The organism is Cytobacillus sp. SAFR-174 (assembly GCF_051964675.1).
Lineage (GTDB): Bacteria > Bacillota > Bacilli > Bacillales > Cytobacillaceae > Cytobacillus.
This window is the reverse complement of sequence record NZ_JBQCMZ010000002.1, coordinates 194073-218798: the sequence shown is the minus strand read 5'-3', so window position 1 is coordinate 218798 and position 24726 is coordinate 194073. Positions and strand designations below refer to the sequence as shown.

Genomic DNA, 24726 nt, shown 5'->3' with positions numbered 1-24726 from the left:
AAAGTGACAGGCAAACAGGGTAGAAAAATAAGGATGGCCGCAATGTTTTGCATTTCCGGAATTTTAGATCTTATAATGAATGGGCATACCTTTGATATTGGGTTGAAAGGTGCATGGGAGGAGATTATTTGAGGAAGGTTTTATTTATACTTATCTTGTTATTTCTCGGTTTCGCCTTTTCACAGCCGGATGAGAAATCAGCAGATGATACTAATTCAGGAACTGTAATGGATAATATAAAAACGGATATTCAGTTTTTTAAAGACAATAAAGACCTCCAGAATGTAATTACCGGCATGATGGAAGAGGCCCAAAACTGGGCGGATCAATTTCTCCTGACAATCAGTCAATATACCGGGGAAAAAAATCTTTCAACTGAGGATAAAGCAGAAAAACCGGTTTTGGAAGCTCCTGAGGAACAAACCTTTTCTATTCATAATATAGAAATAGGTGATGATAAGGCGGAAATCGAAAAAAATCTTGGTCCCTCGAATCGTATCTCGGCGAATGAATATGGAACAGACTGGCATGCCTATCATGATCACTATCAAAATTTCGTAATGGTCGCTTATGACAAACAGGAAAAAGCAGCGGGCATCTATACAAATCAGGATCTGATTTCTTCCACAAAAGAGATTGCCTACGGGACGCCAAAGTCATCCGTGGCGGAGCAGCTTGGAAAGCCGCTTGACAGTATGAGAAAGGATTTGGTCATCTTTCAGCTTGAAGAGAATCGTGATTATGACTTATACGAACTGGATGGGAATTACGTAACCATTTTTTATGATAAGCATCGTGACAATACGGTCACATCCATTCAAATAATCAGCAAATCACTCGAAAAGCAAAAAGAATCCTTTTATGCAAATGCCAGCAGTGTTTTAAAAGAAGGATTTGAATGGCAGCTTTTCGACATTACCAATGCCGAGAGAGTAAATCATGGAGTGCCCGTTCTGGAGTGGGACGATACTGTTAAGGAAACGGCGCGTAAGCACAGCAGCGATATGGCAGAGAACAATTATTTTGACCATACCAACCTGCAGGGCCTCTCCCCTTTTGACAGAATGCAGGCGGATGAAGTTTCATTTATGTTAGCCGGGGAAAACCTTGCTTCCGGTCAATTCAGCAGTATCTTTGCTCACGAAGGGTTAATGAATTCACTCGGCCACCGCAAAAATATTCTGCGTGCGGATTATGAATTTTTAGGTGTCGGTGTCGCTTTTAATTCAAAATCACAGCCTTATTATACGGAAAATTTTTATGCCAACTAAAAGCTCCAGCTTCTGCCGGAGCTTTTTCCTTGTAAAAAGCACATTCCACTCTTATGTGCATACCCTATATCAGCCTATATAAAATTAGAGGAATTGGGGTGAGACAGAATGGCAGTGGTGAAGGCACGAGAACAAGATATAGATTTGCTTGCCCGCCTTCTTCGGGCAGAAGCTGAAGGCGAAGGCCAGCAGGGCATGTTAATGGTGGGAAATGTGGGGATTAACCGTATCAGGGCAAATTGTTCTGATTTCGTTGGTATTCGCACCATACCGCAAATGATTTACCAGCCACATGCTTTTGAAGCTGTCCAAAAAGGCTATTTTTATCAGAGGGCAAGGGAAGTGGAAAGAAGACTCGCGCGAAGGGCTGTACGTGGTGAGCGGATCTGGCCATCCAAATTTGCACTATGGTATTTCCGGCCGCCTGGCGAATGTCCGCCCACATGGTACAATCAGCCCTTAGCCGGAAGATTTAAGCTGCATTGCTTTTACGAGCCTACAGCGGAAGAATGCGAGAATATTTATAATACATTTTAAAAAAATCCCTGCCAGATGGATACTGGCGGGGACTTTTCTCATCATTACATTTCCTGATCAATCAGAATGCCTTTTTTCACGTAATCAATTATTTTTCCTGCTTCATCAAACGCTCTTTTTCTCCCATAAGGATGCTGCTTCCATTGCTCTTTCCCGGTTGAACCATCATCAGAACATACGAGAGAATAGTTAATCCAATTTGGCATGTACGTCAATAATGTTAAGTGCAGCCTCCTCATATGAAAAGGAGCAGTTACAACAATGATATTGGAGATGTTCTCCAGCCCGCACATCCGGTCCATAACCAGCATGGAGGCAAGCACATTTTCTTTTGTATGGAGAGAACTATTTTCAATGAAGAGATCATTTCGAGGAATTCCGTACATAATGGCTTTTTTCATTAACATTTCAGCTTCAGTCATGTCCTGGCCGGGCCATTTTACACCACCTGACAAAAGCAGCTTTTTTGCCCTTCCTTCCTTGTATATCCTGATCGCTTCAGGCAATCGGTATTCTGCTGCTTTGCTGCTTCCAGGCACAAAAATTAAATCTCCTTTTTGCAGATTATCCTCAATCCCATCATAAAGCAGCTTGGAAACATCATCCTCATTTAAATGGCTGGGGCTGAATTCCGAGATTTTCATGAAACGTCCCCCTTTCGTTCCCAGCTTCTATTCTTCCTGTATTATACTATTCTTCCGGGACAAGAGCTCTCCTTATATATGCCTAGTCAAAAAGAAAAAGCAGCGGAAATCCGCTGCTTTTGTTTAGAATGTTTTCGCTTTGTCTTTTGCACGGGCAATGGCGTCAGCCTTGATTTCTTCAGCTTTATTAGGCATTGCGTTGTGCCCTTCCACAAACAGACCCTCGAATGAAGGAACGCCGAAGAATTGCATTAATACTGTTAAATAGCGGTGACCCATTTCCATCTCTGCTGCAGGCCCTTCGGAATAGATGCCCCCACGAGCCTGGATGTGAATCGCTTTTTTGTCAGTCAATAACCCGATTGGGCCTTCAGCCGTATACTTAAACGTCTTGCCGGCTACAGCCACTGAATCAAGATACGCTTTCATGACTGGAGGGAATGAGAAGTTCCAAAGCGGTGTTACAAACACATATTTATCAGCGGCAACAAACTGCTCGCTTAGTTCGGATAACCGGCCTACTTTTGTCTTTTCATCTTCTGACAGTTCATCAAAACCTTTGCCTGACTGAAGCTTGCCCCATCCGCTGAAAACATCCACATCAATTGCCGGGATATTTTCCTTGTATAAATCAATATGAACGATTTCGTCATTTGGATTAGCTTCCTTGTAGGAATCAATAAATGCCTTTCCTGCTGCCATGCTGTATGACACCTTATCATCATGAGGGTGTGCTGTAATGTATAAAACCTGAGCCATAATTTTATCACCTTTCCAATTTAAGTAGTCAATTTAGTTTGAATCAGAAGTAAAATATGTATTCATCCTGCAGTATGATCATTTTTATTCTTAATCCGAGATAATCATATTCAAAACAAAAAAGATTTTCAAATGATTTGCTCATGCTATTTTTAATACCCATAATAAATGAATAATAATCCACAAAAAAAAGACCCCTGATCGGGTCCTTAATTATTCTTGGATTTCAGGTGAATACGGATTGGTTCCGATATTTTTTCTCATTTCATCTGTTAGTTCAAAAGGAATGCTTGAACTTGCTTCTCCATCTTTTTCATAGTTCATTTGTAAGCTTCCGTCATAATGAAAGGGTTTATTTTCCATGATAAAGTCACCTCAAATTTGTTATTTTTATTCTATTATATACTAAAAAGGACCTATATTTTCAGAAAAATAAAAATTATTTATTTATTTTCCTGTACCTATTGTTCCCATCCTCCTGTTGGTTTTATCCTGCTTTCTTTAAATGGATAGTAAAAAAGCATTATTCCCGTCCGGAAATAATGCTTATATACATCAAGGTGTTTTTTTCTTAATTTCGACCAGCTTAATCCTATTGTCTTTTATTGATTTTATTTCAAAATGCAGATGATGGTATTCGAATGTTTCTCCTTCTTCTGGAAAATGACCCAGTTCTTTTAGTAAAAATCCTGCAAGGATGTCTTCCTCTTCGGGGATTTTTGTTTTAAAGACTTCATTAATTCTGCGGATTGCCAATTTGCCGTGAACAATAATATGATTTTCCGTTAATTCGTCGATCAGCACTTCCGCGTTTTCATCCGTTTCATCTTCAATTTCCTGGCCCAGCATCGCTTCAAGAATATCCTCATGTGTGATGATGCCTTTCGTCCCGCCATATTCATCAAGTACAATGGCAAGATGCTTCCTTTCTTTCATCATCATTTTGAATACCTTGTCAATGCTATGAAATTCATATACAAATAAAGGCTCTAAATCAGTAAAATCCTTCAGGGACTTCTCAGGCTGATTGGACCAGGAGAGCAAAACCTTAGCATGGAAAACCCCGACAATGTTATCCATATTATCTTTATACACCGGATACCTTGTAAAACGATTATCCAACACTATATTCTTTGCTTCTTCTATCGTTGCTTCATATGGAATGCCTTCAATTTCCATTCGCGGCGTTTTTAGCGCATCACTGACATCTAAATTATAAAAATCAATGATCCCTTTAATTCGCTGTGTTTCTTCTTCATGGAAGGTTCCTTCGCTTGTAGCTATATCAACCATGGTAATGAGCTCTTCCTTGGATACAGATACTGAACCCACATCATTTTTAGAAAGAAATTTAATAATTACCCTCGTGAACCTGGATATTAGAAAAGTGACCGGCTTTAAAATCAGCATAAGAATTCGAATGACCGGAAATACAAGATAAGCAATTTTGTCGGCAAAGCTTGCTGCGATGGACTTTGGCAGAACTTCCGCAAATAAAATTAATGCTACAGTCAGAATTCCTGTTGCCACCCCTACATTGAAATCATAATCAAGCGCAATTATGGTAACCAGTGTAGGCAGCATAATATTAGCAATATTATTGCCAATCAATATGGATGTAATCATCTCATCAGGCTTTGACACCACATCCAAAATTCTTTGTGCTTTCTTATCATTATTATCTGCTCTGGATTTTAATTTCATTTTGTTAACAGCAGTTAAGGCAGTCTCACTTCCCGACAGGAAAAAGGACATGAACATAAAAAACAAAATAGCAATGAACAAAGTTGATTTCCTCCAATATTAATCCATTTTTAATTGTTTTTACCCCATTAACATCCGAAAAAACGGAGCTGGACAATTTTGTCTGCTAATCCATCATTATAAAGTAATTGAAATTATATCGAAAATTTAAAGCATTTATTCAATCTGCTCTTTTCATTTGCTTTCAATAAAGTGAAACTTCAATCAGTGGGGGTTTTCCTTATCCCCCACTGATTGTTAGTCGCGTTCTAGTGTCGCTAAGATCTCCGCTAGCGCTTCGATCAATCGACACTACGAACCCGATTGGTTCAACTAAGCCTCTGCCTGCGCGTCGGCAAGTTTCACTGTATCTCACCAATCGGGCCTTACGGGCAGTTGACCCCCACTTATCCTTCTTTGATTCAACTAAGTCTTGAAGTGGGGGTCTTATTGCCCGTTAGACTGCGATAAAATAACTCTCTTTGTCCATAATAAGCATGATTAAATAACTTGAAGGAAGATGAGAAGGATATGCGCAAGCTGCTTTTGCTGCTTTGCTGCTTACTGCTTATTATCCCGTCAGATGCATGGGGAGATACGGCAGAAGATCATTTGCAGGCAGCTTTTATACGAAATGGCTATTTGTGGATCAAGATAGGAGCGGCTGAGGAACAGATTACTGCTGAACCTGGAAATTTCACAAATACGCCTAAGTGGTCCTATGATGGCCAATGGCTCCTATATGAAAAGAAATCGCAGGAACCCCATTCGCCTGATATGGGAAACAGCACAGAGATATGGGTATTCAATGTAAAGTCAAAGAAGCATAAAAGGATTTTTCAAGGCGGCGGGAATGCCAAATGGGCACCTTCCGATTATAGGATTGCTTTCACCAGCCACGGAGTCTTAAACATATCGGATATGAATCAATTCTATAATATCGCTTTAGGAGTAGATGATTATAATTGGTATCCTGACGGAAAAGGATTTATTTTATCTTCAAGCGCCGTCTTAAAGCCGGACGGCTGGACCAGTCCCATTTTATATAAGGTTCAGCTGCCGGAACAGCTTGAGGATATGAATTTGACTCAGCATGTGAAACCGATCTTTACTATACCTAAGAAAATAGGCAACGGCAAGGCATCCATTATGTCTATAAACGCTACCACATTGGAATTCTCACCAGACGGGAAATGGATTTCTTTCATAGTGAGTCCAACTGCATCCCTGGCCATGGACAGTGATATGGTTTGTGTTATTTCTCCTGATGGGAAGAATTTTGAAGTTATTGATGAGATGATCCTTCATCTGGACGTTCCTAAGTGGGCGCCGGGCAGGAATTTATTGGGCTACATTGCTGGCGGGGGCAGAATTGTCATGGGCTTCAAAAACAAAAAATTGAAGGTGGCTGAATTGCCAGCTTTTAAAACCTTGAACCTTACCCCTGCTAAATTTGCGGAAATGGGCTTTACGTGGGTGGATAATGAAAGGCTCGTAGCTTCACGCGTGGATGAAAGTGAATGGTCAAACGATCCGCAAAGGCGGCCCGAACCAACACTATGTCTGATTCAGCTCAACATGACCCAGCAGACGAGAATCACCTATCCCAAAAATTCAATTGGAGATTATAACCCTCTTTATTTAAAGACGGCCGGCAAATTAACTTGGGTCAGAAAAAAGCTTGCCGGGCAAAAAGGAGACATATGGGCTGCTGAGCTTAGTGGGAAAAATGCGAAGGTATGGGCAAAGGATGTTGAACAATATTCATTTTATGAAAACAGATGTCAAAAAAGCGGTTCCTAAATGGAATCGCTCTTTGTTTTAGTCCGATTGGTGTTCCTTTTTGTGTATAGAAAGGAATACCTCCTCTAATGAGGAACATTTGTATTCTTTGTAAGCTTGATCAAGTGTTCCGTGAAATTTTATTTTCCCGTTAAATAAGATAATCAGTTTGTCGGCGATTTCTATGGCGTCCCTCATAATGTGGCTGCTGATAATGATCGTTTTATTCTTCTCTTTCAACTCCTTTATTATCTTTTTCAGCTGAATAACCCAATAGGGATCTAATCCGTCTGTCGGTTCATCAAGGATATAGATGTCCGTATCGGCGAGCAGACACTGAGCCAGATTAAGCCGCTGACTCATCCCTTTTGAAAATCCTCCAGCTTTCTGGTTCCGTTCCCTCCATAAGCCTGTTTTTTCTAAAACTAATTTGATCGTTTCCTTGTCTTTGTTTAAAAATCGAGCATAATAATCAAGGATTTCATAGGGTGTAAGCTCTGCTGGGAACATCATTTGGTCAGGCATGTAAGCAAATGGCTTCCGCTGTTTCGAATGGAACATTACACTTCCAGTAGTGGGACTTTCAACACCTGTAAGCATTTTAATCATCGTACTTTTTCCCGCTCCATTCCCCCCGCACAATACGATACATTCCCCCTGATCAAGGTGGAGATTCAGCGGTGCTAATGCTGTCTTGTTTTTATATGCTTTGGATAACTCCTTCAATTCCATTATCATCTTATACACCTCTTTTCGTTAAAAGCCGGGCTGAAGATAGAATGGTAATTAGAATTATGAGGGTAATGGATATTGTAAGGGCAAGAGTTAAAGAGCCATTTGCGCCCCACTTTTCAATTATTAAATATTCAGGACCGAATACATATTCAGAATTCAGTTTAGAGATCGACCATACGCGGACGGATTCAACCGGGTTCAGAAGGATAAACAAGAACAGGCTGTTTTGCTTGAATGCATATGGAACCCACCCGATGACAGAAAAGATGATAAATTCGTATACAAACACCATTAGAATCCATAATATAATGGCTGCGGACAATCCCTGCATCCTTGTTTTGGAAAGGGCTCCAATCAGTAAGGATGCCGCTGAGAATACAAGGATTAAAAACATGTTCACCAGCAGAAAAACCTGATAGATATGGGCTGCAAAAGAGCTTCCAGCCAAAGAGAAAATTAAGCCGAATAACCCATACGAAATACCTGCTGCAAAGAATAACGAGAGAACTAAAGCCAGGAATTTACTGATCAGATAATATCCTGAAGATGCCCGATAAGTTCTGTATAAGGATAATCTCCCATTTTCTTTATCGGCAATAATGGAACTCCCTCCAAGAATCATGCAGATCACCGGAATCATCCAAAGAGATAGATTGATCAGCATGGCAATCGAACGGTTGTAGGCAGACTGGCTGAATCCCGCTGCATTGCCCTCTTCCGCCTTTATTTCTTTAAGGCCGTAATATTCCGGGTTCACACCCATTGTCTCAATATTGTCATTAACACCCTCCAGCCCATACGTTACTTCAGCGGGATCGGATTTTACAGACTGAAGGCCATACAAATAAAGGAGAACTGCCAGAAAGAAAAATAGAATCATAAAATTAAAAAGCCATCTGCTTCTTAACAGCAGCCGAAGTTCATGTTTTGTCATAGAATACAAAAGTCCGGGATTCATATTGATTCCTCCTCGTGCTGAGGGTATTTATCTCGTTAATGGCTGTGATTCTTTCCGTCTCCTTTAAAGCTCTTCATATCAGCTTCCAGAAGCTCATCTATAGAGTACACAGTTCCACCGTGCTTTTTCCGGTATTCCTCGGCTTTTTTCAATGATTCAAAAGCTGCTATTCCATAGCTCATGGGGCTATCAATATCGCTGTGCTGTATAAATGCAGCAGCATCAAACAATATCCATTCCCTGCTGAGATAATCATGAACAAAGGCTGCCTCATATTCAGGCTTCTCTGTCTGTAAATAGTGTGTCATACACCCAATATCATCGAACAATACAGGCTCACCGCTTTTTAAAATAAGCTGTGCTGATGATTCCAAATCAGCAATTCCCATGTTACAGTTAGCACAGTTATCCTGATTCAGTTTAATTTCAGCCGGTTCGGATGCTGCTGAAGAACAGGCACTCAGCAATATTGCGAGAACAGCCATTAGGAGTACAGGTCTAAATTTCATGGTGCTTCCTCCCATAATTCAAGATAAGCAAACTTGTTAAAGCGATAAGGAAAAAGAACAGGATTAAAGAAGAATCACGGCTTGGAGAGGCATTCCTTTTTTCTGATTTGAGTTCTTTCTGTTTTACAGGCGCAGCTTCAGCAAGCGGTGACTCATCTATGATAAAAGCATCAGATGGAATCGGAGTGTATTGTTCAATCATATTCCACAATTCTACGGCCGGACTTTGATAAAAGATCTGCAGTAAAGGTTCTTTATCTGCCATTTGATAAAAAACATCACCGCTTTTGTAGGCAAAGTCCACTTTATGGTCATGATCCAAATTCAATAAAGGATGATCATCAAAATAGTTGCCATAAGTATCCTTACTGAATAGATTCCTGTTATCTTTTTCGGAAATGATTTGCCTTGTATTCCCCGAGAAGTTATTTAAATAAATGGTGTTATTATTTGAGTTCTTCCCCATTTCCAGCCCGGTATCATTCTCCTGAACCTGATTAAATTCAAGTCGGTTCCGCTGTGCGTTTTCAAGAATCATACCCCTGTAATTGCCCCTCACAATATTGGAAGCAATTTTGGAATCAAATGTGTCATACATAAAAATCCCGGCACCCTCATTTTCAGTATTCTTATAAAAATAGTTCTCAAGAATAAATACTTCATTGCTTTGCATGATCATGAGCCCATTAACGCTTTCGGTCACCCTATTATCTGCAATTAATACATTTCGGGAATCCATTGTGTGCACGCCATAGCGTGCTTTGGACATGCTGTTTCCCATAACTTCGCAAAAATCAGAATAGGACACATAAACACCGTCCTGCGTGTGGTAGAAGTAATTATTTCTAACCGCAGTATTTGGAGATTCAACCAAATAGATGCCAAAGCCCTTGTGACGGTCCTTACTCTGGAAGCTTGTAATGATATTATTTTCAAACCGGTGTCCATATGAATTCCTTGCATATATGCCGTGAAAAACATTCCTCAGCGCTATATGGTGAAGATAGGCACGGTCTCCTGTCACATAGATTCCGGCATTCTGTGATCCGCTGCCTTCCACTTCCAAGTTTTCCACTATGACATCATCAGCTGAGATTGTCAGCACATGGCCATTTTCAGATCCTATAATTCTTGTTCCTTTATCCCCGATAATATGAACTTTTCTCTCTATTGAAAAATTGCCTTCATATTTTTCAGAATGTAATTTAATGACTGATACACTCGGATCCGACAAGGCTTCTCTCAGCTCTTTTGATGAGGCTGCAGAGAATTCCTGAGCGGAAGCTTTTCCGGCCAGGATCATACTGAAAAATAATACAAACCATCCGATTTTTTTATACATTCAGCGATCACCTGCCCGATACTTCACTATCCGGCTATCTTTAGCAGACAGCCGGAAAAAGTGATTTCATTTTTTATTTTTTTCTTGTATAATTTAGTTTAAGTTGAGTTTTTATTTATATTTAATGGCTCATTGTAGCCTTGCCGTCGTCTTCACCGGTCTCTGTTACCTTTAGAATGGCGACGGCTCCTTTTTGTGCGTGGTTAAATTGATGCGTCACGATTGGGTAGCTGCCTTCCTTCGTAACGGTAAATTCCACAACAGCTCCGCCGCTCGCCGGGAGCATGACCGTCTGGAGACCTTTGTAATGGTTAAAAGGGTTGCCGTCAATGTATACATCATCAAACACCGTACCAACCACATGGAAAGAGCTTACTTCATTTGGCCCCACATTGTTTACATAGATCCTCACTTTATCCCCTACTTTAGCGAGAAGCGGATTGTCCTTAAGTGTGAACGTATCGCCATTTGTATTAGGGTCTCCCTCTTTTAGCGCTTTTGTTGAGAAAACCACATGACTCGGAACACCATTTGTAAAATCATCAAGGTCGTTGTATTTATACCATTCGTTTTGAATAATTGTGTATTCTCTATCAATCTCTTTATCAGTCGGATAGCCGGCTTTTGGCTTTACAATGATCGTTCCGTGCATTCCGTTTGCGATATGTGATAATACCGGTGAAGTTCCGCAGTGATACATAAACACCCCCGGTTTATTGGCAGGGTAACTGAATGTTCCCGTTTCATCAGGCTTGACGTTCGAGAAGTCTTTTGACGGAGCTGCGTGTACAGCGTGGAAGTCCATGCTGTGCGGTATAGCCGGATCCATGTTTTTTAAAGTGAAATTAATTGTGTCCCCTTCATTGACAACTACTACCGGTCCCGGAGCTTCCCCGTTAAATGTCCACGCTTTATAGAATTTACCTTTGTCGATTTCAATATCTGTAATTTGGGAAGTCATTTCGACATTCACTTCATTCGCCCCGACTCTTTCAATCTTCAATGGTATAGGCTCCTGATTTAAATCTTTGTGCGGAGCGATTGCTTCAGGCTGGGTTTCTGCTGCAAGGACTTTTTCCTCAGGCTGAAGGGAATTTTCCGGTGCTGCCCCCTGACTGCATCCCGTTAGCAAGCCTATGCCAATTGCGGAAGTAAGCAGATATTTTACTCCTTTTTTCATTTTGATTTCCTCCTTATAATCGATTGGTTTATCTGCTTTTATCATATGGGAAATCAGCTCTGAAATTGGTGATTTTTCTCACAAGACTATGTAATTCTGTGAAGAGTTTGTGAATTAGTGATCGAACTATTTTTTACTGAGATCCTATTAGATTTCTAAGACTTTGAACGGAGATTTCTGCCTGGTATTGACCAGTGCTACAAATCACTTTTAGTACATTTTCCGCTGAATTAATAGACAGTTTACAACTATATTACTTTGTAAAATAGTGTTCCTATCTATCTCAAATGGTTTATAATCATTAAATGGAGTTGTTTGCATCAGATTAAAAGGAGAATGTAACAGTTATGGATTTTATTATGATTTTGAAAGCAATTATATTGGGGTTTGTTGAAGGAATGACAGAGTTTGCCCCAGTGTCATCGACAGGACATATGATTATTGTGGATGATATGTGGCTAAATACAAAAGAGTTTTTGTCTAAATATGAAGCCAATACCTTTAAAGTCGTTATTCAGCTCGGTTCCATTTTAGCGGTTGTGATCATTTTTAGAGACCGATTCATTGAAATGCTTGGTCTAGGTGGGCGGGGTAAAAGCTCTGAAGAAAAACAAAGCCGCCTGAAATTATCTCAAGTCATTGTCGGGTTAATTCCAGCAGGGATTCTTGGCGTTTTATTTGAGGATTATATTGATGAACACCTGTTTTCAACTGAGACGGTACTGATTGGTTTAGTTATTGGTGCTTTTCTAATGATTTTTGCTGATATTTTTGGAGGCAAAAACCCGAAGACAGTTTCTGTTGATCAAATCACCTATAAACAGGCTTTATCTATTGGATTGATACAGTGTTTCTCCCTATGGCCTGGATTCTCGCGTTCAGGTTCCACCATTTCCGGCGGCGTGCTGCTTGGCCTGTCACACCGCGCTGCAGCTGATTTTACTTTTATCATGGCAGTGCCGATCATGGCGGGTGCAAGTTTTCTTTCATTAATAAAGAATCTTGAATACTTTTCAGTCGAGGCGCTTCCGTTCTTTATTGCAGGATTCATCAGTGCATTTATTTTTGCATTAGTTTCGATCCGCTTCTTCTTGAAGATTATCGGCAAGATTAAACTGATACCTTTTGCCATTTACAGGATTGTTCTGGCGGGGGTTATCTATTTCGTATTTCTATAAAAATGAACCCGGGCTGTGGCAGCCCGGGTTTTTGTATGTTTGGAGCCTGCTGATTTCCGATGCGGGGATTTGTTTATGGTGAGGATTTGTATTATGGGAAGGTGGTTCGGACTCAGATTTCGGGATTGTGGCTGTTTGTGTCTGAAGTTGTTTCATGTTCTGACTCAGACTCCATGATTATTGCTTTTTGTGTCCGAAGTTACCTCAGGTTCGGACTAAGACACCTGGATTTTCCCTTTTTGTGTCCGAAGTTGCCTCAGGTTCGGACTCAGACACTTGGATTTTCCCTTTTTGAGTCTGAAGTTGTTTCATGTTTTGACTCAGACTCCCTGATTTACTCTTTTTGTGTCCGAAGCTGCTCCAGGTTCAAACACATCGGGCTGGATGTCCCCTATCAACGCCCATTCCAACAATCCCATTATCAAAACACATTTTTAAGAAAGCTGATAATTAACCGCGGTATCCACAGTATGATCCGAATAAAGAATTCTACAGCAATTGAATCGAGGATCTCGTCCGAGATTTCGCGCAGCCATCCTGGTTTTCGTTTTTCTTTTTTTCTAAGGAAGGTACCCGCTTTTCTATTTCTCATCGCCTGTCTCCTTTACTTCATCCACAATGCGCTCAGCTGCTTTGCGGTACAAATTGCTCATGTGAACCAGTGAAGCTGCGAGCAGGACTTTTTCGAGCTGTGCCGGCTGCCCTTCGTTTAGTTCTGCCGCCCTGCCCGCCTGACTTTCCAGATCGTTCATAAATGCATCGGCATTCAGTTTCGCCAAATCAAGGTAAAGCTGATAAAAATGGTCCAAATCCAACTTTCCTTCAGCCGTCCCCGAGTTGACGTCATTTAGCAGGCTCTTAATGTCGTTTATGGATAGAGCCCCTTTTAGCTGATAGATAAAAGCAATTAATATAAGGTGCTCCTTTGAATATTTTTTATTTTTAATCGGAAAAAACAACTTCCCTTTTGCATAGTTATTTATCATTGTCTTAGTCAGCACTTTTTCTTCTTCATTTCTCGTCGTGCTGCCAAAAGTATTTTCAAAAAGCTGGATTACCTGATCCATATATAAATCTATTTGCGGTATATCTTCCAATTGAATTTGGTTATCCGCTATGAGTTTCTCCAGTTCCATAACAATCCCTCAAACCTCTCATTTGTCGTTATGTAAATTCTACTTAAAAATACGCAGATTGTAAATATTGACTAGATGCTGTTTTGTATATATTATAATAAGTAGTTATAGAAACTACATATAAGAACATTAGGAGGAGATAGTATGAATTCGTACATCCGGGAGCCCATCAACGGACTAACCCATTTAGCAGGAGCCATTTTATCCTTTGCCGGATTGCTTGCTATGGTGATCAAAGCCTCGCTGACAACCTCTTCACCAATTGCCATTACGGCTGTTGCTATTTTTGGAATCAGTTTGATGCTTCTGTATTCAGCATCAGCTACCTACCATATGGTCATCGCCAAGGATAAAGTCATTGCCTTTTTAAGAAAGCTTGATCATTCTATGATTTATGTATTGATTGCAGGTTCGTATACACCTTTTTGCCTCATTACTTTAAATGGTGTGACCGGCTGGGTTCTATTTGGAATTGTTACAGCTGTTGCTTTGTCAGGCATTCTGTTTAAAATGATTTGGTTTAACTGTCCTCGCTGGCTTTCAACAGCGTTATACATTGCCATGGGATGGATTATCGTTTTCGCTTTCTCACCTCTTTCTGAATCATTAAGCTCAGCAGGGGTTCTGCTTCTTTTACTTGGAGGCATCCTTTACACGATCGGCGGAGTGATTTATGCTGTTAAACCAAAATTCCTTGAGTTCGATCATATGGGTTTTCATGAGATTTTTCATATTTTCATTATGATGGGAAGCATGGCTCATTTTCTTTGTGTGTTTATGTATGTGATTTAATAGATAGTAAAAAAGCGGACACTGTTCAGTCCGCTTTTTTTGATTAGCTGCCTTCTATATCCTTCAAAACAGCTTCCAGTTTTTCATTGGAAAATGTGACCATATTTTTGTAGATGTTCATGATGGATTCAGCATAATTAGTACCGGGTACTGCCCATTTTCCGTTCAATTCCTTCCATAGCTTTGCAGAGCCTCTTTTCACCAGACTGAAACGCGGATCCACCATCGTGTATTTGGTAGGCAGGGGCTGTGTCGAAGCGTAGGCATATAAATGCTGTAAATGTGCCAAAACGCCTTCCTCTTGTGTGGAAAAGCTTGCTCCTTTCGCTCCATTCCCTGTTGCGCCAATGCCTGCAAAGTTATTTTGGCCAGCTTTAACATCACCGGTAAATCGCAGAAAGTTGGTTTCATGCATGGCCTGTGCAAAAGCTGCATCCCCTCTGATTCCGTAATATTCTCCAAAAGCTGAATAGAATGAACCTAAATTGGGGGCATTCGGGTTTATCTGTTTTGCATATTGATTCATATGCTCAGCGGACAAATGAGTTGCGCCAAGAATGGAATACCCTCTGGGTTCAGAAGGAACTGCCGATGGAGCGTCTGATTGTATATAGGCATCCGTTATGCCTGCTTTTTTTACTGTTTCCAGCTGCTTTTCTGCATTTTCCTTTGTACTGAAAGCCCCGGCCTGTACACGGTACCAGACTGTGCCTGATATTTTAGCAATGGCTATAACCGATTCAATGCCCTTGTTTTTTAGAAGAGAGCCCCTGTCCTCAGCATTTTTTCTATTTGTAAATGACCCGGCAATCACTCTGTACAGGTTACTGGGATCGACTGGCTTTGGAGGCTTTGGCGGAACAGCTGTTTTTGCTTTAAGATTAAAGGCCCTTACAATCCCATTAACATGTCCCTGTGCCACTCTTTGTCTCCACAGCGGATCTTTCATTAAAGCGGCATCAGCTGAATTATCTATAAACCCATTTTCTGTTAACATGGCAGGCATGGCAGATTCACGCAGCACATGAAAGTCTGCCTTCTTCTTCCCTCTATCAATAAGATTATTCAGTTTAATGACTTCAGCATGAATACTATTCTGAATAAGGCCGGTCTGCGAAGAGTTTCTTAAGCTGTTATGAATGAAATCTTCATATCCCCTCGCTGCACCATTTGCTGCATTGCAGTGAATGGACAGGTAAAAGTCAGCGCCCCAGCTATTGGCTTCAGAGGTTCTTTGGTTCAGACTTTTAGTCGCATCATTTTCACGGCTCATTTTTACTTCTGCATTCTGATAACCTGCAACTAAGATGTTTTTTATATTTTTTGCGATATCAAGCGCAATGTCCTTTTCTCTTATACCGTTTCCCTGAGCGCCCGGGTCCGTCCCTCCATGTCCAGGGTCTAAATAAAGCTTCATTGTATTCACTCCTTAATATGGTATTTCAAAGGCCTGAAGCTTTTCTGTCATTATAAGTCAATTTAACACAGCAAGTACTTGCCAGTAATATTTTATGTTTACATGCAGAGATGGCTTGTACACATGACCATGCGTTTCTGCTGCCCATAATAGGAATCACAAAAAATTATCTTTTTATAGGCGGCATTCTCATTCAAAATCTTTCGTGCAGCCGTATGCTAATGGTGGAACTAATTTTTCAGGGAGTGAAAAATCATGGGTTTGTGCGGGAAAAAAAATAAAGACTTTGAAAGGCATGATTTTTGCCATGAGCATGATTATGACTGTGATTGTCATATAAAACCGGAATGGGACGAGGGGAAACACCGGAAAAATTTCTATGAAAATTGTGTTGATGAGGTTTTGGAAGCCATTTTCAGAGCACAGAAAAAAGCGGGTATGGATGATGACTGCAGGAGTTCCTGCCGGGAATCCATTGATGACCTTATGGGAGGACATAAGAAACCAAAAAAGAATACAATTCCTTTCCTTTTATATTGCGGGAGCTGTGAACCATTTAAAGCCACAGGTGTTACTACATTCACTCATCATTCTAAGGAAAAGAAATTTGCTTGTATTACATCATTCATTTTTAGAATAAAAGAATTTGATGGCAAATGCGCTGTATTGGAACTGTTGACGTTCAAGCAATGTAAATCCTCTAAAGATCCATTTAAATCGCATACAAAAGATTTCTGTTCCCCTTGCAGCCAAATCGACTGTGAAAACGTAGAGGATCTCATTCCTACAGGCATTTGCATAAATGTGGATCTTTCCTGTTTTTGTGCTGTAACCTGTCTTCCTGCCGTCCGCTTATAAAAGTTTCATGGCTCATCCTAATTTAAGCAGGCAACCAAAAAAGGTACACCCTTGTGGCATGGTGCACCTTTTTTGGTATTTTAGAATATTATCCTCCAAATGCCTCCAGCACATCCTCTACTTCTTTTAAATCAACCTCATCTTGTTTTGAGCCGTGAAAAACTGTCTCTTTATATGCTGGCGTCTGGCCTGCAGCGTAGCCTGACTGCATCATTTTCTTAATTTCATGAATTTCTGAAAGTATAATATCACTGTTCATATTTTTTGGATGTAGATAGCTGTTCAAAGCTGACAGAACTAAATGGATCAGTGTATTATTATTTGAATGATAGTCGACTTGTTCCTGAATCTTCTGTGATACTTTTACTGAATTGCCGGTTTTGACATCAATGAAATGATCCGGGATTGTTAAGGCTGTTTTATTCGCATAGTCGGTATAAGTTCTCAACTTTTCCATCATCCTTAACCTCTGTTTGAAATGGAATGATTACTTTCTTTTTCCCTTTTAAGCTGATTCATTTTTGCCAGAATCATAAGGCCAAGAACATTTAATTTTTCCATGTTTTCAGGAAACGTTAATTCAATTGGCCTTCCTCTATCCGACCATTTCGCGGCAGCTTCCTGAATTTGCTTTTGGGCGAGTTTGGCTGCTCCTCCTACAGCAATATACCGGACAGCCCCTTTAATCTCTGATGAGCTGCTCCTTACACGATCAAAATGCTCCAGGTATTTGATTGCCATCGACTTTAACTGCGGCAAAATGTATTTGCTTATATCCTTTCTGACCCCTGCAAAAGGCTCGACATACCATCCTGAAGGCCCTTCCGCCAATTTTTCCTCCAGTTCGGCACGGGAGTCAAATCGGTACATTTCCTTTTTACTCACCCTTTGAATGATGTGGTCCAGAAATTGGTTGATCCCGAAAGGCTCCCCCTCTACAGATGCGACAGGCTTATTATTTTTTATTCCCACAAAATCGACTGAGTCTCCTCCAAGGTCGCCAATGATGATTCCTTTTTGTGATTCTTTAACAAGCTCTTCATCCTTAATGTTCAAGGTTTCCTGATCTCTGGTTAACCCCAAATAGGCACACGCACCTTCAGCACCGACAATTACATCATTGATGCTGACTTTAACAGTTAACTCCTTTGGTTCAGATATTCCGGGAACTTTATGAAAAATGATTGTGTGTGTTCCAGCCAATTTGTCTTTAAGGCGGGTTTTTCTCTCTTTATACTGTGTTGTTGGAAGAGATACAGCTAATTGATCAATAGAATAGGTGATTTCTGTTTCTTCGGGATGCTGAAGAGCAGCATGATAGCCTGCAAGGCCAAATAGCAGCAAATAGGTTCTGTCTTCATCAACTTTCTGGTTATTGAATGCAGTCAGGCTTACGTCCCGCTGTTTAGCCGCTCCTTTGCCGATATAGAATATTTCCCTTCGATCTACAACAGCCTGGCTCTTTACCTCCACAATTAAATTTTCTTCAAACACTATATCATCATCATCGTATGGCTTTTCGTAAAATTCTTCATCAAAAAGAGCAATAGCATTTGGAATTTGATATTCCGAATGAATACCATTTTCAGAAGCTAATGCCTTATACCAGCTGTTTCCGATATCTACAGCAAGAAAATTATGTCTATCCATTTCTCCTCACTCCTCCTTTTGAATCTTATGCGTGATAGAAGTCCAATTGTGCCCGTACCCTTTCACATTTTATCCGCCATTGCATCAACCCTTTAAATTTCCATGTTTGTCCAATGCATTCAAATAAGGATTTGCATAGTATATCTTGAAGTAAATTTATTAAGGAGGAACAACATTGAAAAAAGATAACAAATGCGTAGATATTAATGTGTCTGCTAATGTGGGAGAGTGTGCTTATTCTCCTGGATCCACTCCTATTGCAGACGCAGGTGAAGCCATCATTAGAGTACCTGTTGAACTTGCTGTTTTGAATATTAGGACAAACCTTGCAGCAAAAATCAAGTTTCCGGAGCCAGTCCTGGAAATAAAAGATATTAAAAAGAGAGTTCAAATCGTCCAGTGCAAGCTTCTTCTTCCAGGTGTTGCAGCAGGAACGAATCCTTTTGTGGAAGGTTCCTATCATTTATTCATCAAAGGATATGTACGAAAAAACATTCAATATGCTTCACCTTGCTACAATTCAGGGGTTTGTGTGAACTCGGAGATGCGGTCACTGACAACTGATGTGCCTTTTGAATGTGTCGTCGAAATTGCAGAAGATGATTTTGATAGAACTCCTCAGCTTCCTTTCCAGAATGCACGTGCAGAATTTGATTTCTTCAGACAGCAGGACCTTGGACATGGCTATCCTGAAAAAGATCACTTCCTTTCCAGCGATCTTTCCCAGTTCCATCAGGACAGCAGCCAGTTTTACAATCAAATGCCATATTGCGAGTTGATCTCAAGCAGGATTACAGAATGGGATGAAGCTCTTGACCGCAAGCCATTCCACAACAGTGCAAACTGGCAGGAAGGAACATTCGAAACGATCTCTGAAAAAATGTTCTTGCAGTTTACTGTGAAAGTTCTTCAAAACCAGCAAGTCAGAGTAACAGCACTTTAATACAGCGACTGGCAATACCTGTTCCTTTTCGGGGACAGGTATTGCTTTTTTATGTTTGTTTACTAGCATCATATTCAAAAGCCCTTAAAATGACATTCACCTATCAAACTTCCCTATACCCATTTTTCGTTTTGGCAGTTATCTGGTTTTACATAGGTAAGCGCCCAAACATAGACGATTATCATGCATAGGATGTGATTATCATGATTTCAGGAGGAGCCCAAATGTCTGAAGAACATAAAGATCGAGATAAAGCGGAATGCCAGATTTCTGCTCAGAACTGTGATTGTGAAAGCACCACTCATCATCCTCATGTGAATATTGGAAAAATTACGGCAAAGGTCCCTGTCGTTCTGGCTGAGCTATGTCTAAAAGTGAATGTAAATGCCCTAATTACTTTTCCGGAACCTGTACTTGAAATTAAGGATATCAAGAAAACAGTAAAGTTAACACAATGCCGCCTTTTATTGCCTGCTGATCAGCTATTTATTAAAGGCTTTGTCCGCAAAAATATTCAGTATGCCAGCCCCTGTCCTGACATCGAAATGCATACAGACAAAACCGTAGCATCTGATATTCATTCCTATACAGTTGATGTTCCGTTCCAATGTGTGACCGAAATTAAAGAATTTCTTACCTGTCCGGTAATGCCCGAAATGAATCACCGCCAGGAATTTGATTTCCTCGTATCAAAGCCTGTACCGAGGGGATACCCCGAGAAGGATGAGTTACAATCGAGTGATCTTTCCCAATTTCATCAGAAAAGTGTGCAGCATTATAATGAATTGCCATTCTGTGAACTGGTTTCAAGCAGAATAATTGAATGGGATGAAGCGATTGACCGCCGTCCTCTGCCAAACCGCTCGCCGATCGGAGAAGGAGTATTTACAAAGGTAGAGGAAAAAATGGTTGTAGATTTGGTCATTAAAGTACTGCAAAAACAGCAAATCCGTGTTTCTTCAACCACCAATGATCACGATGACTGCTTCGATTGTGAATAGATCTCAGCAGACTCTTTTCCATTGATTGATGAGCTTTTACTATTTGACGTAAGGAGGGGACCGGTGGGGATGCTCTGCAATTGCAGCACCTTCCTATGTATATGAGTGATATGAGAAGTGCCTATAACCGGATTTATCGGATCGATGCAGATACTGGAAATCCAATGGAACAACAGCAGTTTTTATTTTATACAGGAAACGATTCAAAAAGCCAAAAACCAGCTGAAGCTGTAAATGAAGAGGAACCTAAAAAAGATCAAAAGGCAGCTGGGAACTCTTTTACCCGCGGAAAAACAAAGTCGTTTCCGCTTATTTTACCGCCTCCTTCTGTAGAATCGAGCCAAATTATCAAAACCAGTGAACTGTCTGAAAAAGCAGCTGAAAAGGATAATACGGAGAAGGAAAGTGTACCTCCTAAAGATAAAACTGAAATGACAAAGCCTAAAAAATTTAGACTTCCGAAGCAGCTGAATGACATGCTGACGCCCTTTTCACCAATGCTGAGCTGGTCCCCTTCTTTACCCAGTAAATACTCAAACCAGCCTGTATTCACGAAGAGCCATTTGCCTGGCGGGTCAGATGAAAAAGGTTTATCTAGGCCGGATGCAGAAGCAAACCTGAACGAATTAATGCCAGCAGAAAAATTCCCCGGCCCAGCAGGCAATCCTGAAACCAGAGTATTTGAGGAAAAAGCAGAAATGCAAAAATACAATGCTTCTGTTAAGGATCCGGAAGAAACTGATCTGACACAGGAATTTCTTAGCATGCTGGATGGAGGCGTGATGAACGAAACAAGTGAAGAAACAGAATTGAATAACAGCATACCTAAAGCAGCTAATAAACAATCTGAGTCTGCTATGTCATTGGAAGATGAATTTGCCGATATGCTTGACTTGTCTTTCTCCACCGAAAATGAATCTGACTATTTGGAGCCCAAACAGGATGAAGCATTTGCACTGATTTTAGAATCTGGCTATGACAAGAGTGAATCTTCTGACCATGACACTGGTAATCATTTGGAGTGCGAAGAATCTTCATCTGAAAGAGAGCATCCTATTTTGAAGGAACCGAATGAATGTGACTTTGAAGAAAATTGGCAAGCTAATCAAGACGAAGAGTCATCCAGCTATGAAGGCGAATTCTCACTAATGCTGAAAAAAGCCTGCAGCATTCTGGATAAGGAGTGTGAAGACACTCCCCCGCTTCAGGAAAAATTCCTGGCCCTGCTGGATGAATCTTCTGATCAAAGTAATAGCTGTCCTGATTTTTTGAAGGAAGAATTATTTATGGAAAGTGATTGTAAAGAATCTGAATCGGCAGCCCAGTCTGAAGAAGCCACATATAAGGAAGTTTCTTCACTGCTTGATTACTTCTCAGCAATGCTGCAGGGTGTTATTTTAAGCGAAGTATCGGAACACGAGGAAGAAGAGTCCATCAGCGAAACTGAAGAGAGAGTGAATCCTGTCTCGGACGAAAGTGAAGCTTCAGCAGAGTTAAGTGATGACCTTTTTGATATGCTGGAGGAATTCTCCTCAAGCAGCAGTCTTCTGAATGAAGAAGAACCTTCACCATGCTGCTGCGAATGTTTCCGGAATGAGCTTCAAGTCAAGCTTCCTGTTTTAATAGGAAAAGCGGAACTGGACTTTACACTATTCGATTTCATGCCGTTCCCTATTAGGAATGGTCACATTTCAAAAATGGAATGGTCAGTGGACTCCTTGCAATGCTCTGCCATTTTGCCTTCTAAAACAATTTTTATCAAAGGAACCCTTATGGCAGACATCCTTTTTGTAACTCATAGTAATCTGCAAAACATAAGGATGCCCGTTTCTATAGATAAAACCATAGAGCTGGAGTGGATTTCCCCTCCCCAGATGCCAGCTTCATCTAATAAAAAGGAGTTTATGTATATTCACGAAAACAGACTGGATCATCATTATGAATATTTCCAGGAATTCACAGAGGAAATCACCTGTAAATTGAAGAGTATTCGTGTTCTCTGGCATGGGGATGCAGAAGATCATTCCGGGCTGGAAATCATGGGGAAAGCCTTGCTGTCTCTGGATTTCTTTCAGGAGCAAATCATACAAATATAAAGAGGGTATCACATGAAGATACCCTCTCATTTCTTATTAGTCGTCTAAGCCGTTTGCCAATTGACGCTGAGTTAATCTTACAAGCAAATTAACTTCTGCTTTTTCAGTAATCTTGTCAAATCTGCCCCATTTATCAAAATCGCTCAGAATATCCATTTGAGTAACGGAAGCATATAGAAGTTTACACTTGATTGGCTCATTCAAGAACTCAAATGTCAAGGAGCCAAAGCTGCATCTGTCTGCACCCATGCCATTTTTTGCAAGCTCTCTGATTTCGTTGGAATTGCTGTTCTTATTGCTGAATTCCCAATCAATTTCAGGAAGGGTGTTCACCAGTGAGTAGCACTTAAATGGAACGTTGACACTGTAATCTTTCACATAGCCTTCACAATCATCAACATATTGAATGTTTTTGTGAATATACCCTTCTACATAAAGCTTTACGGATGTTGGTGCTGTGTCAGGGAAGCCTTCAGGAATAACAGGCACAGCCTTGCATTGTGTCAGATAAACGTTCTTTCGGATTTGTTTAACTTCTGTTGCATATGAAGGAAGATAGATATCCGCTTCAGTTAATGTCTGAATTGGTACATCCCCAAGAATTACTGTCTGTTCTACTCCGCCTGTATTTTCCGGAGTCCCTACATCACAAAAATGAGTATGCGATTTAGCCGTGTCACACTTCGGCATTGGAGGACATTTGTCGCTGCTTCCACAGCCATACGAATGGTTTTTCTTCATATTCTACACTCCTACTTGTTGTTTTTAGCCAACAGAATCCGAAGCTTTCCAACATAAAAAAGCTTGTTTTCTATGGCTTACTATTGTATATGCGGCTGGTCGCAACAAGGAGTGGACAAGTTGAGGATGGCATTTATATCATTTTTTATAAAAAGTGAAAAACTGTACTAATAACTACTCTTTACAGCTTACACTCCAATTAACGGCAAATAGATCTCTGTCTACACGAGCATGCTTATTTGAATCTTCACACAATTCAATCACCTGCTTTAAATTGAAGTGATTGATGATTGTCAGAACTACAAGAACTGCTGCCGTTATGGTTAGGTATTTCTTCATATTTTTACTTCCTCCGCAATCATTTTCAAATTTATGGAATAATTTCTGGTATAATGGAATCAAAATTATGCAAATGTTCTAACAGAAATTCATTTTATGGCAGACGAGGCGATTTTTTGTGCTGATATTCTTTAAGATTGCTGTGTGGATCATAGTCGCTTGTCTTGGGTTTTATGTTATTTCTGTCTGGCTTTGGGAAAAGAAAGTGAAAGAAAAAATGTCCGTCATTCGTAAAACATGGTATATCCTTTTTGTGCTTGGTGCGGTAATCTATTGGACAAATGAGCCGGATTCCATTTTTGATCACTGGCAGAATTACCTGATTGTCGCGATTATATTTGCCCTTGTTGATGCTTTTGTTTTTCTTGGATCTTATTTGAAAAGAGTCGGAAATAATGAACTGGCAACTGACACAAGAGATTTACTCGAAGAAAACAGCGACCTGTTAAATTCACATATGAATAAGCTGAAATCGTTTCAATATTTATTGAAAAATGAACCGATTGACATTTATTATGGAAATGAAGAAGCTTATCTTGCAGGAATCGAAAAGCTTTTGGCTGACTTTGCGGAAAAAATCGATATGAAGGCATCGTTATGCAGGTATTCAACACAGGAAGAGAAAGACTATCTCCTTGAGCACTACATCGATAAAGCCCTGATTCATAGCCGGCTAAACCGCAGGGAAGTTTATTATGATGAGGAAGAAAAACTGGCGCTAATTCCTTTTTCCATTTTCGAAGAAGATTATGTCATTAAAGTGACCTCCGGCCAATTTGTAACCGAATTCGACTATTTGCTATTCACTTCACTTATATCAATATACGATCTAATGCTCCCTGCCGAACAGGAGGACGAAGACCATGAAGGAACCAGCGGATAAGAAAAAGAATTTACCGCAGATAAATTCCAGCAGCACCATGAAAACCCTGAAGAAAAAATCCCGGATCAGCCTGCCGGGCTTTGAAGTCAGCCCTCACACCGAAAGAATATTAAAAGAGAATAAAAGATTAATAAGCGTTTATACCAAAACGAAAACTTGAGCATACTATATGGCGTGGAAGTAAATTTCTTCCGCGCCATATTCATGTTCGTGGAGCGGGGACATATACTAT

At 40.4% G+C, this 24726-nt stretch carries 27 protein-coding genes; 11 read left to right on the top strand and 16 right to left on the bottom strand.

What is annotated here, in order from left to right; genetic code table 11:
• Positions 1–128: 128 nt before the first annotated feature.
• Together ACTHRG_RS03335 and ACTHRG_RS03330 are read left to right on the top strand one after the other, a co-directional pair.
• Entirely contained in the window at positions 129–1271 is a 1143-nt protein-coding gene (locus ACTHRG_RS03335; protein ID WP_286149096.1) for a CAP domain-containing protein, read from the top strand.
• A gap of 108 nt (positions 1272–1379) precedes the next feature.
• Positions 1380–1808 (top strand): cell wall hydrolase, encoded by a 429-nt coding sequence (locus ACTHRG_RS03330; RefSeq protein ID WP_076263359.1) that lies wholly within the window; start codon positions 1380–1382, stop codon positions 1806–1808.
• 44 nt (positions 1809–1852) lie between these two features.
• Here ACTHRG_RS03330 and ACTHRG_RS03325 read toward each other — a convergent pair whose 3' ends face one another.
• The 4 genes from ACTHRG_RS03325 to ACTHRG_RS03310 all read right to left on the bottom strand — a co-directional run bounded on the left by ACTHRG_RS03325 (position 1853) and on the right by ACTHRG_RS03310 (position 4996).
• Positions 1853–2452, bottom strand: a complete 600-nt coding sequence (locus tag ACTHRG_RS03325) for a YdcF family protein (protein ID WP_076263361.1) — start codon at positions 2450–2452, stop codon at positions 1853–1855.
• 123 nt (positions 2453–2575) lie between these two features.
• The gene (locus ACTHRG_RS03320) at positions 2576–3211 is read right to left on the bottom strand and encodes an FMN-dependent NADH-azoreductase (RefSeq protein WP_440230580.1); all 636 of its coding nucleotides are present in this window, start codon (positions 3209–3211) and stop codon (positions 2576–2578) included.
• A gap of 213 nt (positions 3212–3424) precedes the next feature.
• Positions 3425–3574 carry a hypothetical protein gene (locus ACTHRG_RS03315; protein ID WP_175609184.1) on the bottom strand — a complete coding sequence of 50 codons (150 nt, stop codon included), beginning with the start codon at positions 3572–3574 and terminating at the stop codon, positions 3425–3427.
• 192 nt (positions 3575–3766) lie between these two features.
• Positions 3767–4996 (bottom strand): CNNM domain-containing protein, encoded by a 1230-nt coding sequence (locus tag ACTHRG_RS03310; protein ID WP_440230579.1) that lies wholly within the window; start codon positions 4994–4996, stop codon positions 3767–3769.
• 489 nt (positions 4997–5485) lie between these two features.
• On the opposite strand from ACTHRG_RS03310, the gene ACTHRG_RS03305 reads away from it, so the two are divergent.
• Entirely contained in the window at positions 5486–6757 is a 1272-nt protein-coding gene (locus ACTHRG_RS03305; RefSeq protein ID WP_440230578.1) for a TolB family protein, read from the top strand.
• 18 nt (positions 6758–6775) lie between these two features.
• Here ACTHRG_RS03305 and ACTHRG_RS03300 read toward each other — a convergent pair whose 3' ends face one another.
• The 5 genes from ACTHRG_RS03300 to ACTHRG_RS03280 all read right to left on the bottom strand — a co-directional run bounded on the left by ACTHRG_RS03300 (position 6776) and on the right by ACTHRG_RS03280 (position 11460).
• A complete protein-coding gene (locus tag ACTHRG_RS03300; RefSeq protein ID WP_076257816.1) occupies positions 6776–7474 on the bottom strand; it encodes an ABC transporter ATP-binding protein in 699 nt (232 codons plus the stop codon).
• Position 7475: 1 nt separating this feature from the next.
• Positions 7476–8429, bottom strand: a complete 954-nt coding sequence (locus ACTHRG_RS03295; protein ID WP_076257817.1) for an ABC transporter permease — start codon at positions 8427–8429, stop codon at positions 7476–7478.
• 35 nt (positions 8430–8464) lie between these two features.
• The gene (locus ACTHRG_RS03290) at positions 8465–8938 is read right to left on the bottom strand and encodes a nitrous oxide reductase accessory protein NosL (protein ID WP_076257818.1); all 474 of its coding nucleotides are present in this window, start codon (positions 8936–8938) and stop codon (positions 8465–8467) included.
• On the bottom strand, positions 8928–10280 hold the full coding sequence (locus ACTHRG_RS03285) for a right-handed parallel beta-helix repeat-containing protein (protein WP_076257819.1): 1353 nt from the start codon (positions 10278–10280) through the stop codon (positions 8928–8930). Before ACTHRG_RS03285 ends, ACTHRG_RS03290 begins: the two co-directional genes overlap by 11 nt.
• Before the next feature lie 121 nt (positions 10281–10401).
• Positions 10402–11460, bottom strand: coding sequence for a multicopper oxidase domain-containing protein (locus tag ACTHRG_RS03280; protein ID WP_076257820.1), 1059 nt, complete (start codon positions 11458–11460; stop codon positions 10402–10404).
• A 347-nt stretch (positions 11461–11807) separates the two neighbouring features.
• On the opposite strand from ACTHRG_RS03280, the gene ACTHRG_RS03275 reads away from it, so the two are divergent.
• Positions 11808–12638 carry an undecaprenyl-diphosphate phosphatase gene (locus tag ACTHRG_RS03275; RefSeq protein ID WP_048011828.1) on the top strand — a complete coding sequence of 277 codons (831 nt, stop codon included), beginning with the start codon at positions 11808–11810 and terminating at the stop codon, positions 12636–12638.
• 421 nt (positions 12639–13059) lie between these two features.
• Here ACTHRG_RS03275 and ACTHRG_RS03270 read toward each other — a convergent pair whose 3' ends face one another.
• Positions 13060–13230 carry a hypothetical protein gene (locus ACTHRG_RS03270; RefSeq protein WP_175609077.1) on the bottom strand — a complete coding sequence of 57 codons (171 nt, stop codon included), beginning with the start codon at positions 13228–13230 and terminating at the stop codon, positions 13060–13062.
• Positions 13220–13774, bottom strand: coding sequence for a DUF1836 domain-containing protein (locus ACTHRG_RS03265; RefSeq protein ID WP_076257821.1), 555 nt, complete (start codon positions 13772–13774; stop codon positions 13220–13222). Before ACTHRG_RS03265 ends, ACTHRG_RS03270 begins: the two co-directional genes overlap by 11 nt.
• A gap of 144 nt (positions 13775–13918) precedes the next feature.
• Between ACTHRG_RS03265 and trhA the strand changes: the two genes are divergently transcribed.
• Positions 13919–14566: a PAQR family membrane homeostasis protein TrhA gene (gene trhA / locus ACTHRG_RS03260; protein WP_076257822.1), complete on the top strand. Its 648-nt coding sequence runs from the start codon at positions 13919–13921 to the stop codon at positions 14564–14566.
• Positions 14567–14609: 43 nt separating this feature from the next.
• On the opposite strand, the gene ACTHRG_RS03255 is transcribed toward trhA, so the two are convergent.
• Positions 14610–15983, bottom strand: a complete 1374-nt coding sequence (locus ACTHRG_RS03255; protein ID WP_076257823.1) for an N-acetylmuramoyl-L-alanine amidase — start codon at positions 15981–15983, stop codon at positions 14610–14612.
• 255 nt (positions 15984–16238) lie between these two features.
• Here ACTHRG_RS03255 and ACTHRG_RS03250 point away from each other — a divergent pair, with 255 nt between their 5' ends.
• Positions 16239–16841 (top strand): CotY/CotZ family spore coat protein, encoded by a 603-nt coding sequence (locus tag ACTHRG_RS03250; RefSeq protein WP_061791756.1) that lies wholly within the window; start codon positions 16239–16241, stop codon positions 16839–16841.
• A gap of 88 nt (positions 16842–16929) precedes the next feature.
• On the opposite strand, the gene ACTHRG_RS03245 is transcribed toward ACTHRG_RS03250, so the two are convergent.
• Both ACTHRG_RS03245 and ACTHRG_RS03240 read right to left on the bottom strand, forming a co-directional pair.
• Positions 16930–17301, bottom strand: a complete 372-nt coding sequence (locus tag ACTHRG_RS03245) for a hypothetical protein (RefSeq protein WP_061791757.1) — start codon at positions 17299–17301, stop codon at positions 16930–16932.
• Positions 17302–17303: 2 nt separating this feature from the next.
• Positions 17304–18491 (bottom strand): ParM/StbA family protein, encoded by a 1188-nt coding sequence (locus tag ACTHRG_RS03240; protein WP_197199846.1) that lies wholly within the window; start codon positions 18489–18491, stop codon positions 17304–17306.
• A 175-nt stretch (positions 18492–18666) separates the two neighbouring features.
• On the opposite strand from ACTHRG_RS03240, the gene ACTHRG_RS03235 reads away from it, so the two are divergent.
• From ACTHRG_RS03235 to ACTHRG_RS03225, 3 genes are all read left to right on the top strand, one after another.
• The gene (locus ACTHRG_RS03235; RefSeq protein ID WP_061791759.1) at positions 18667–19434 is read left to right on the top strand and encodes a CsxC family protein; all 768 of its coding nucleotides are present in this window, start codon (positions 18667–18669) and stop codon (positions 19432–19434) included.
• A gap of 224 nt (positions 19435–19658) precedes the next feature.
• Entirely contained in the window at positions 19659–20435 is a 777-nt protein-coding gene (locus ACTHRG_RS03230; protein WP_061791760.1) for a CsxC family protein, read from the top strand.
• An 80-nt stretch (positions 20436–20515) separates the two neighbouring features.
• A complete protein-coding gene (locus ACTHRG_RS03225; protein ID WP_440230577.1) occupies positions 20516–22531 on the top strand; it encodes a hypothetical protein in 2016 nt (671 codons plus the stop codon).
• 36 nt (positions 22532–22567) lie between these two features.
• Here the strand turns inward: ACTHRG_RS03225 and ACTHRG_RS03220 are convergent, their stop codons facing one another.
• Positions 22568–23272 (bottom strand): CsxC family protein, encoded by a 705-nt coding sequence (locus ACTHRG_RS03220; protein ID WP_159344427.1) that lies wholly within the window; start codon positions 23270–23272, stop codon positions 22568–22570.
• A gap of 174 nt (positions 23273–23446) precedes the next feature.
• The gene (locus ACTHRG_RS03215; protein WP_440230576.1) at positions 23447–23611 is read right to left on the bottom strand and encodes a hypothetical protein; all 165 of its coding nucleotides are present in this window, start codon (positions 23609–23611) and stop codon (positions 23447–23449) included.
• 118 nt (positions 23612–23729) lie between these two features.
• On the opposite strand from ACTHRG_RS03215, the gene ACTHRG_RS03210 reads away from it, so the two are divergent.
• A complete protein-coding gene (locus tag ACTHRG_RS03210; RefSeq protein ID WP_440230575.1) occupies positions 23730–24494 on the top strand; it encodes a type II toxin-antitoxin system SpoIISA family toxin in 765 nt (254 codons plus the stop codon).
• Positions 24475–24654 carry a type II toxin-antitoxin system SpoIISB family antitoxin gene (locus ACTHRG_RS03205; RefSeq protein WP_035329945.1) on the top strand — a complete coding sequence of 60 codons (180 nt, stop codon included), beginning with the start codon at positions 24475–24477 and terminating at the stop codon, positions 24652–24654. Before ACTHRG_RS03210 ends, ACTHRG_RS03205 begins: the two co-directional genes overlap by 20 nt.
• The last annotated feature ends 72 nt before the right edge of the window (positions 24655–24726 follow it).

What these genes read in the sequence shown, in the direction of transcription:
- ACTHRG_RS03320 (WP_440230580.1), bottom strand. Translation starts at nt 3,211, where the DNA reads ATGGCTCAGGTTTTATACATTACAGCACACCCTCATGATGATAAGGTG.
- ACTHRG_RS03315 (WP_175609184.1), bottom strand. Translation starts at nt 3,574, where the DNA reads ATGGAAAATAAACCCTTTCATTATGACGGAAGCTTACAAATGAACTAT.
- ACTHRG_RS03300 (WP_076257816.1), bottom strand. Translation starts at nt 7,474, where the DNA reads ATGATAATGGAATTGAAGGAGTTATCCAAAGCATATAAAAACAAGACA.
- ACTHRG_RS03230 (WP_061791760.1), top strand. Translation starts at nt 19,659, where the DNA reads ATGTCTGAAGAACATAAAGATCGAGATAAAGCGGAATGCCAGATTTCT.
- ACTHRG_RS03205 (WP_035329945.1), top strand. Translation starts at nt 24,475, where the DNA reads ATGAAGGAACCAGCGGATAAGAAAAAGAATTTACCGCAGATAAATTCC.
- ACTHRG_RS03280 (WP_076257820.1), bottom strand. Translation starts at nt 11,460, where the DNA reads ATGAAAAAAGGAGTAAAATATCTGCTTACTTCCGCAATTGGCATAGGC.
- ACTHRG_RS03295 (WP_076257817.1), bottom strand. Translation starts at nt 8,429, where the DNA reads ATGAATCCCGGACTTTTGTATTCTATGACAAAACATGAACTTCGGCTG.
- ACTHRG_RS03305 (WP_440230578.1), top strand. Translation starts at nt 5,486, where the DNA reads ATGCGCAAGCTGCTTTTGCTGCTTTGCTGCTTACTGCTTATTATCCCG.
- ACTHRG_RS03215 (WP_440230576.1), bottom strand. Translation starts at nt 23,611, where the DNA reads ATGAAGAAATACCTAACCATAACGGCAGCAGTTCTTGTAGTTCTGACA.
- ACTHRG_RS03270 (WP_175609077.1), bottom strand. Translation starts at nt 13,230, where the DNA reads ATGAGAAATAGAAAAGCGGGTACCTTCCTTAGAAAAAAAGAAAAACGA.
- ACTHRG_RS03245 (WP_061791757.1), bottom strand. Translation starts at nt 17,301, where the DNA reads ATGATGGAAAAGTTGAGAACTTATACCGACTATGCGAATAAAACAGCC.
- ACTHRG_RS03275 (WP_048011828.1), top strand. Translation starts at nt 11,808, where the DNA reads ATGGATTTTATTATGATTTTGAAAGCAATTATATTGGGGTTTGTTGAA.
- ACTHRG_RS03255 (WP_076257823.1), bottom strand. Translation starts at nt 15,983, where the DNA reads ATGAAGCTTTATTTAGACCCTGGACATGGAGGGACGGACCCGGGCGCT.
- trhA (WP_076257822.1), top strand. Translation starts at nt 13,919, where the DNA reads ATGAATTCGTACATCCGGGAGCCCATCAACGGACTAACCCATTTAGCA.
- ACTHRG_RS03240 (WP_197199846.1), bottom strand. Translation starts at nt 18,491, where the DNA reads ATGGATAGACATAATTTTCTTGCTGTAGATATCGGAAACAGCTGGTAT.
- ACTHRG_RS03330 (WP_076263359.1), top strand. Translation starts at nt 1,380, where the DNA reads ATGGCAGTGGTGAAGGCACGAGAACAAGATATAGATTTGCTTGCCCGC.
- ACTHRG_RS03265 (WP_076257821.1), bottom strand. Translation starts at nt 13,774, where the DNA reads ATGGAACTGGAGAAACTCATAGCGGATAACCAAATTCAATTGGAAGAT.
- ACTHRG_RS03325 (WP_076263361.1), bottom strand. Translation starts at nt 2,452, where the DNA reads ATGAAAATCTCGGAATTCAGCCCCAGCCATTTAAATGAGGATGATGTT.
- ACTHRG_RS03285 (WP_076257819.1), bottom strand. Translation starts at nt 10,280, where the DNA reads ATGTATAAAAAAATCGGATGGTTTGTATTATTTTTCAGTATGATCCTG.
- ACTHRG_RS03290 (WP_076257818.1), bottom strand. Translation starts at nt 8,938, where the DNA reads ATGAAATTTAGACCTGTACTCCTAATGGCTGTTCTCGCAATATTGCTG.
- ACTHRG_RS03220 (WP_159344427.1), bottom strand. Translation starts at nt 23,272, where the DNA reads ATGAAGAAAAACCATTCGTATGGCTGTGGAAGCAGCGACAAATGTCCT.
- ACTHRG_RS03250 (WP_061791756.1), top strand. Translation starts at nt 16,239, where the DNA reads ATGGGTTTGTGCGGGAAAAAAAATAAAGACTTTGAAAGGCATGATTTT.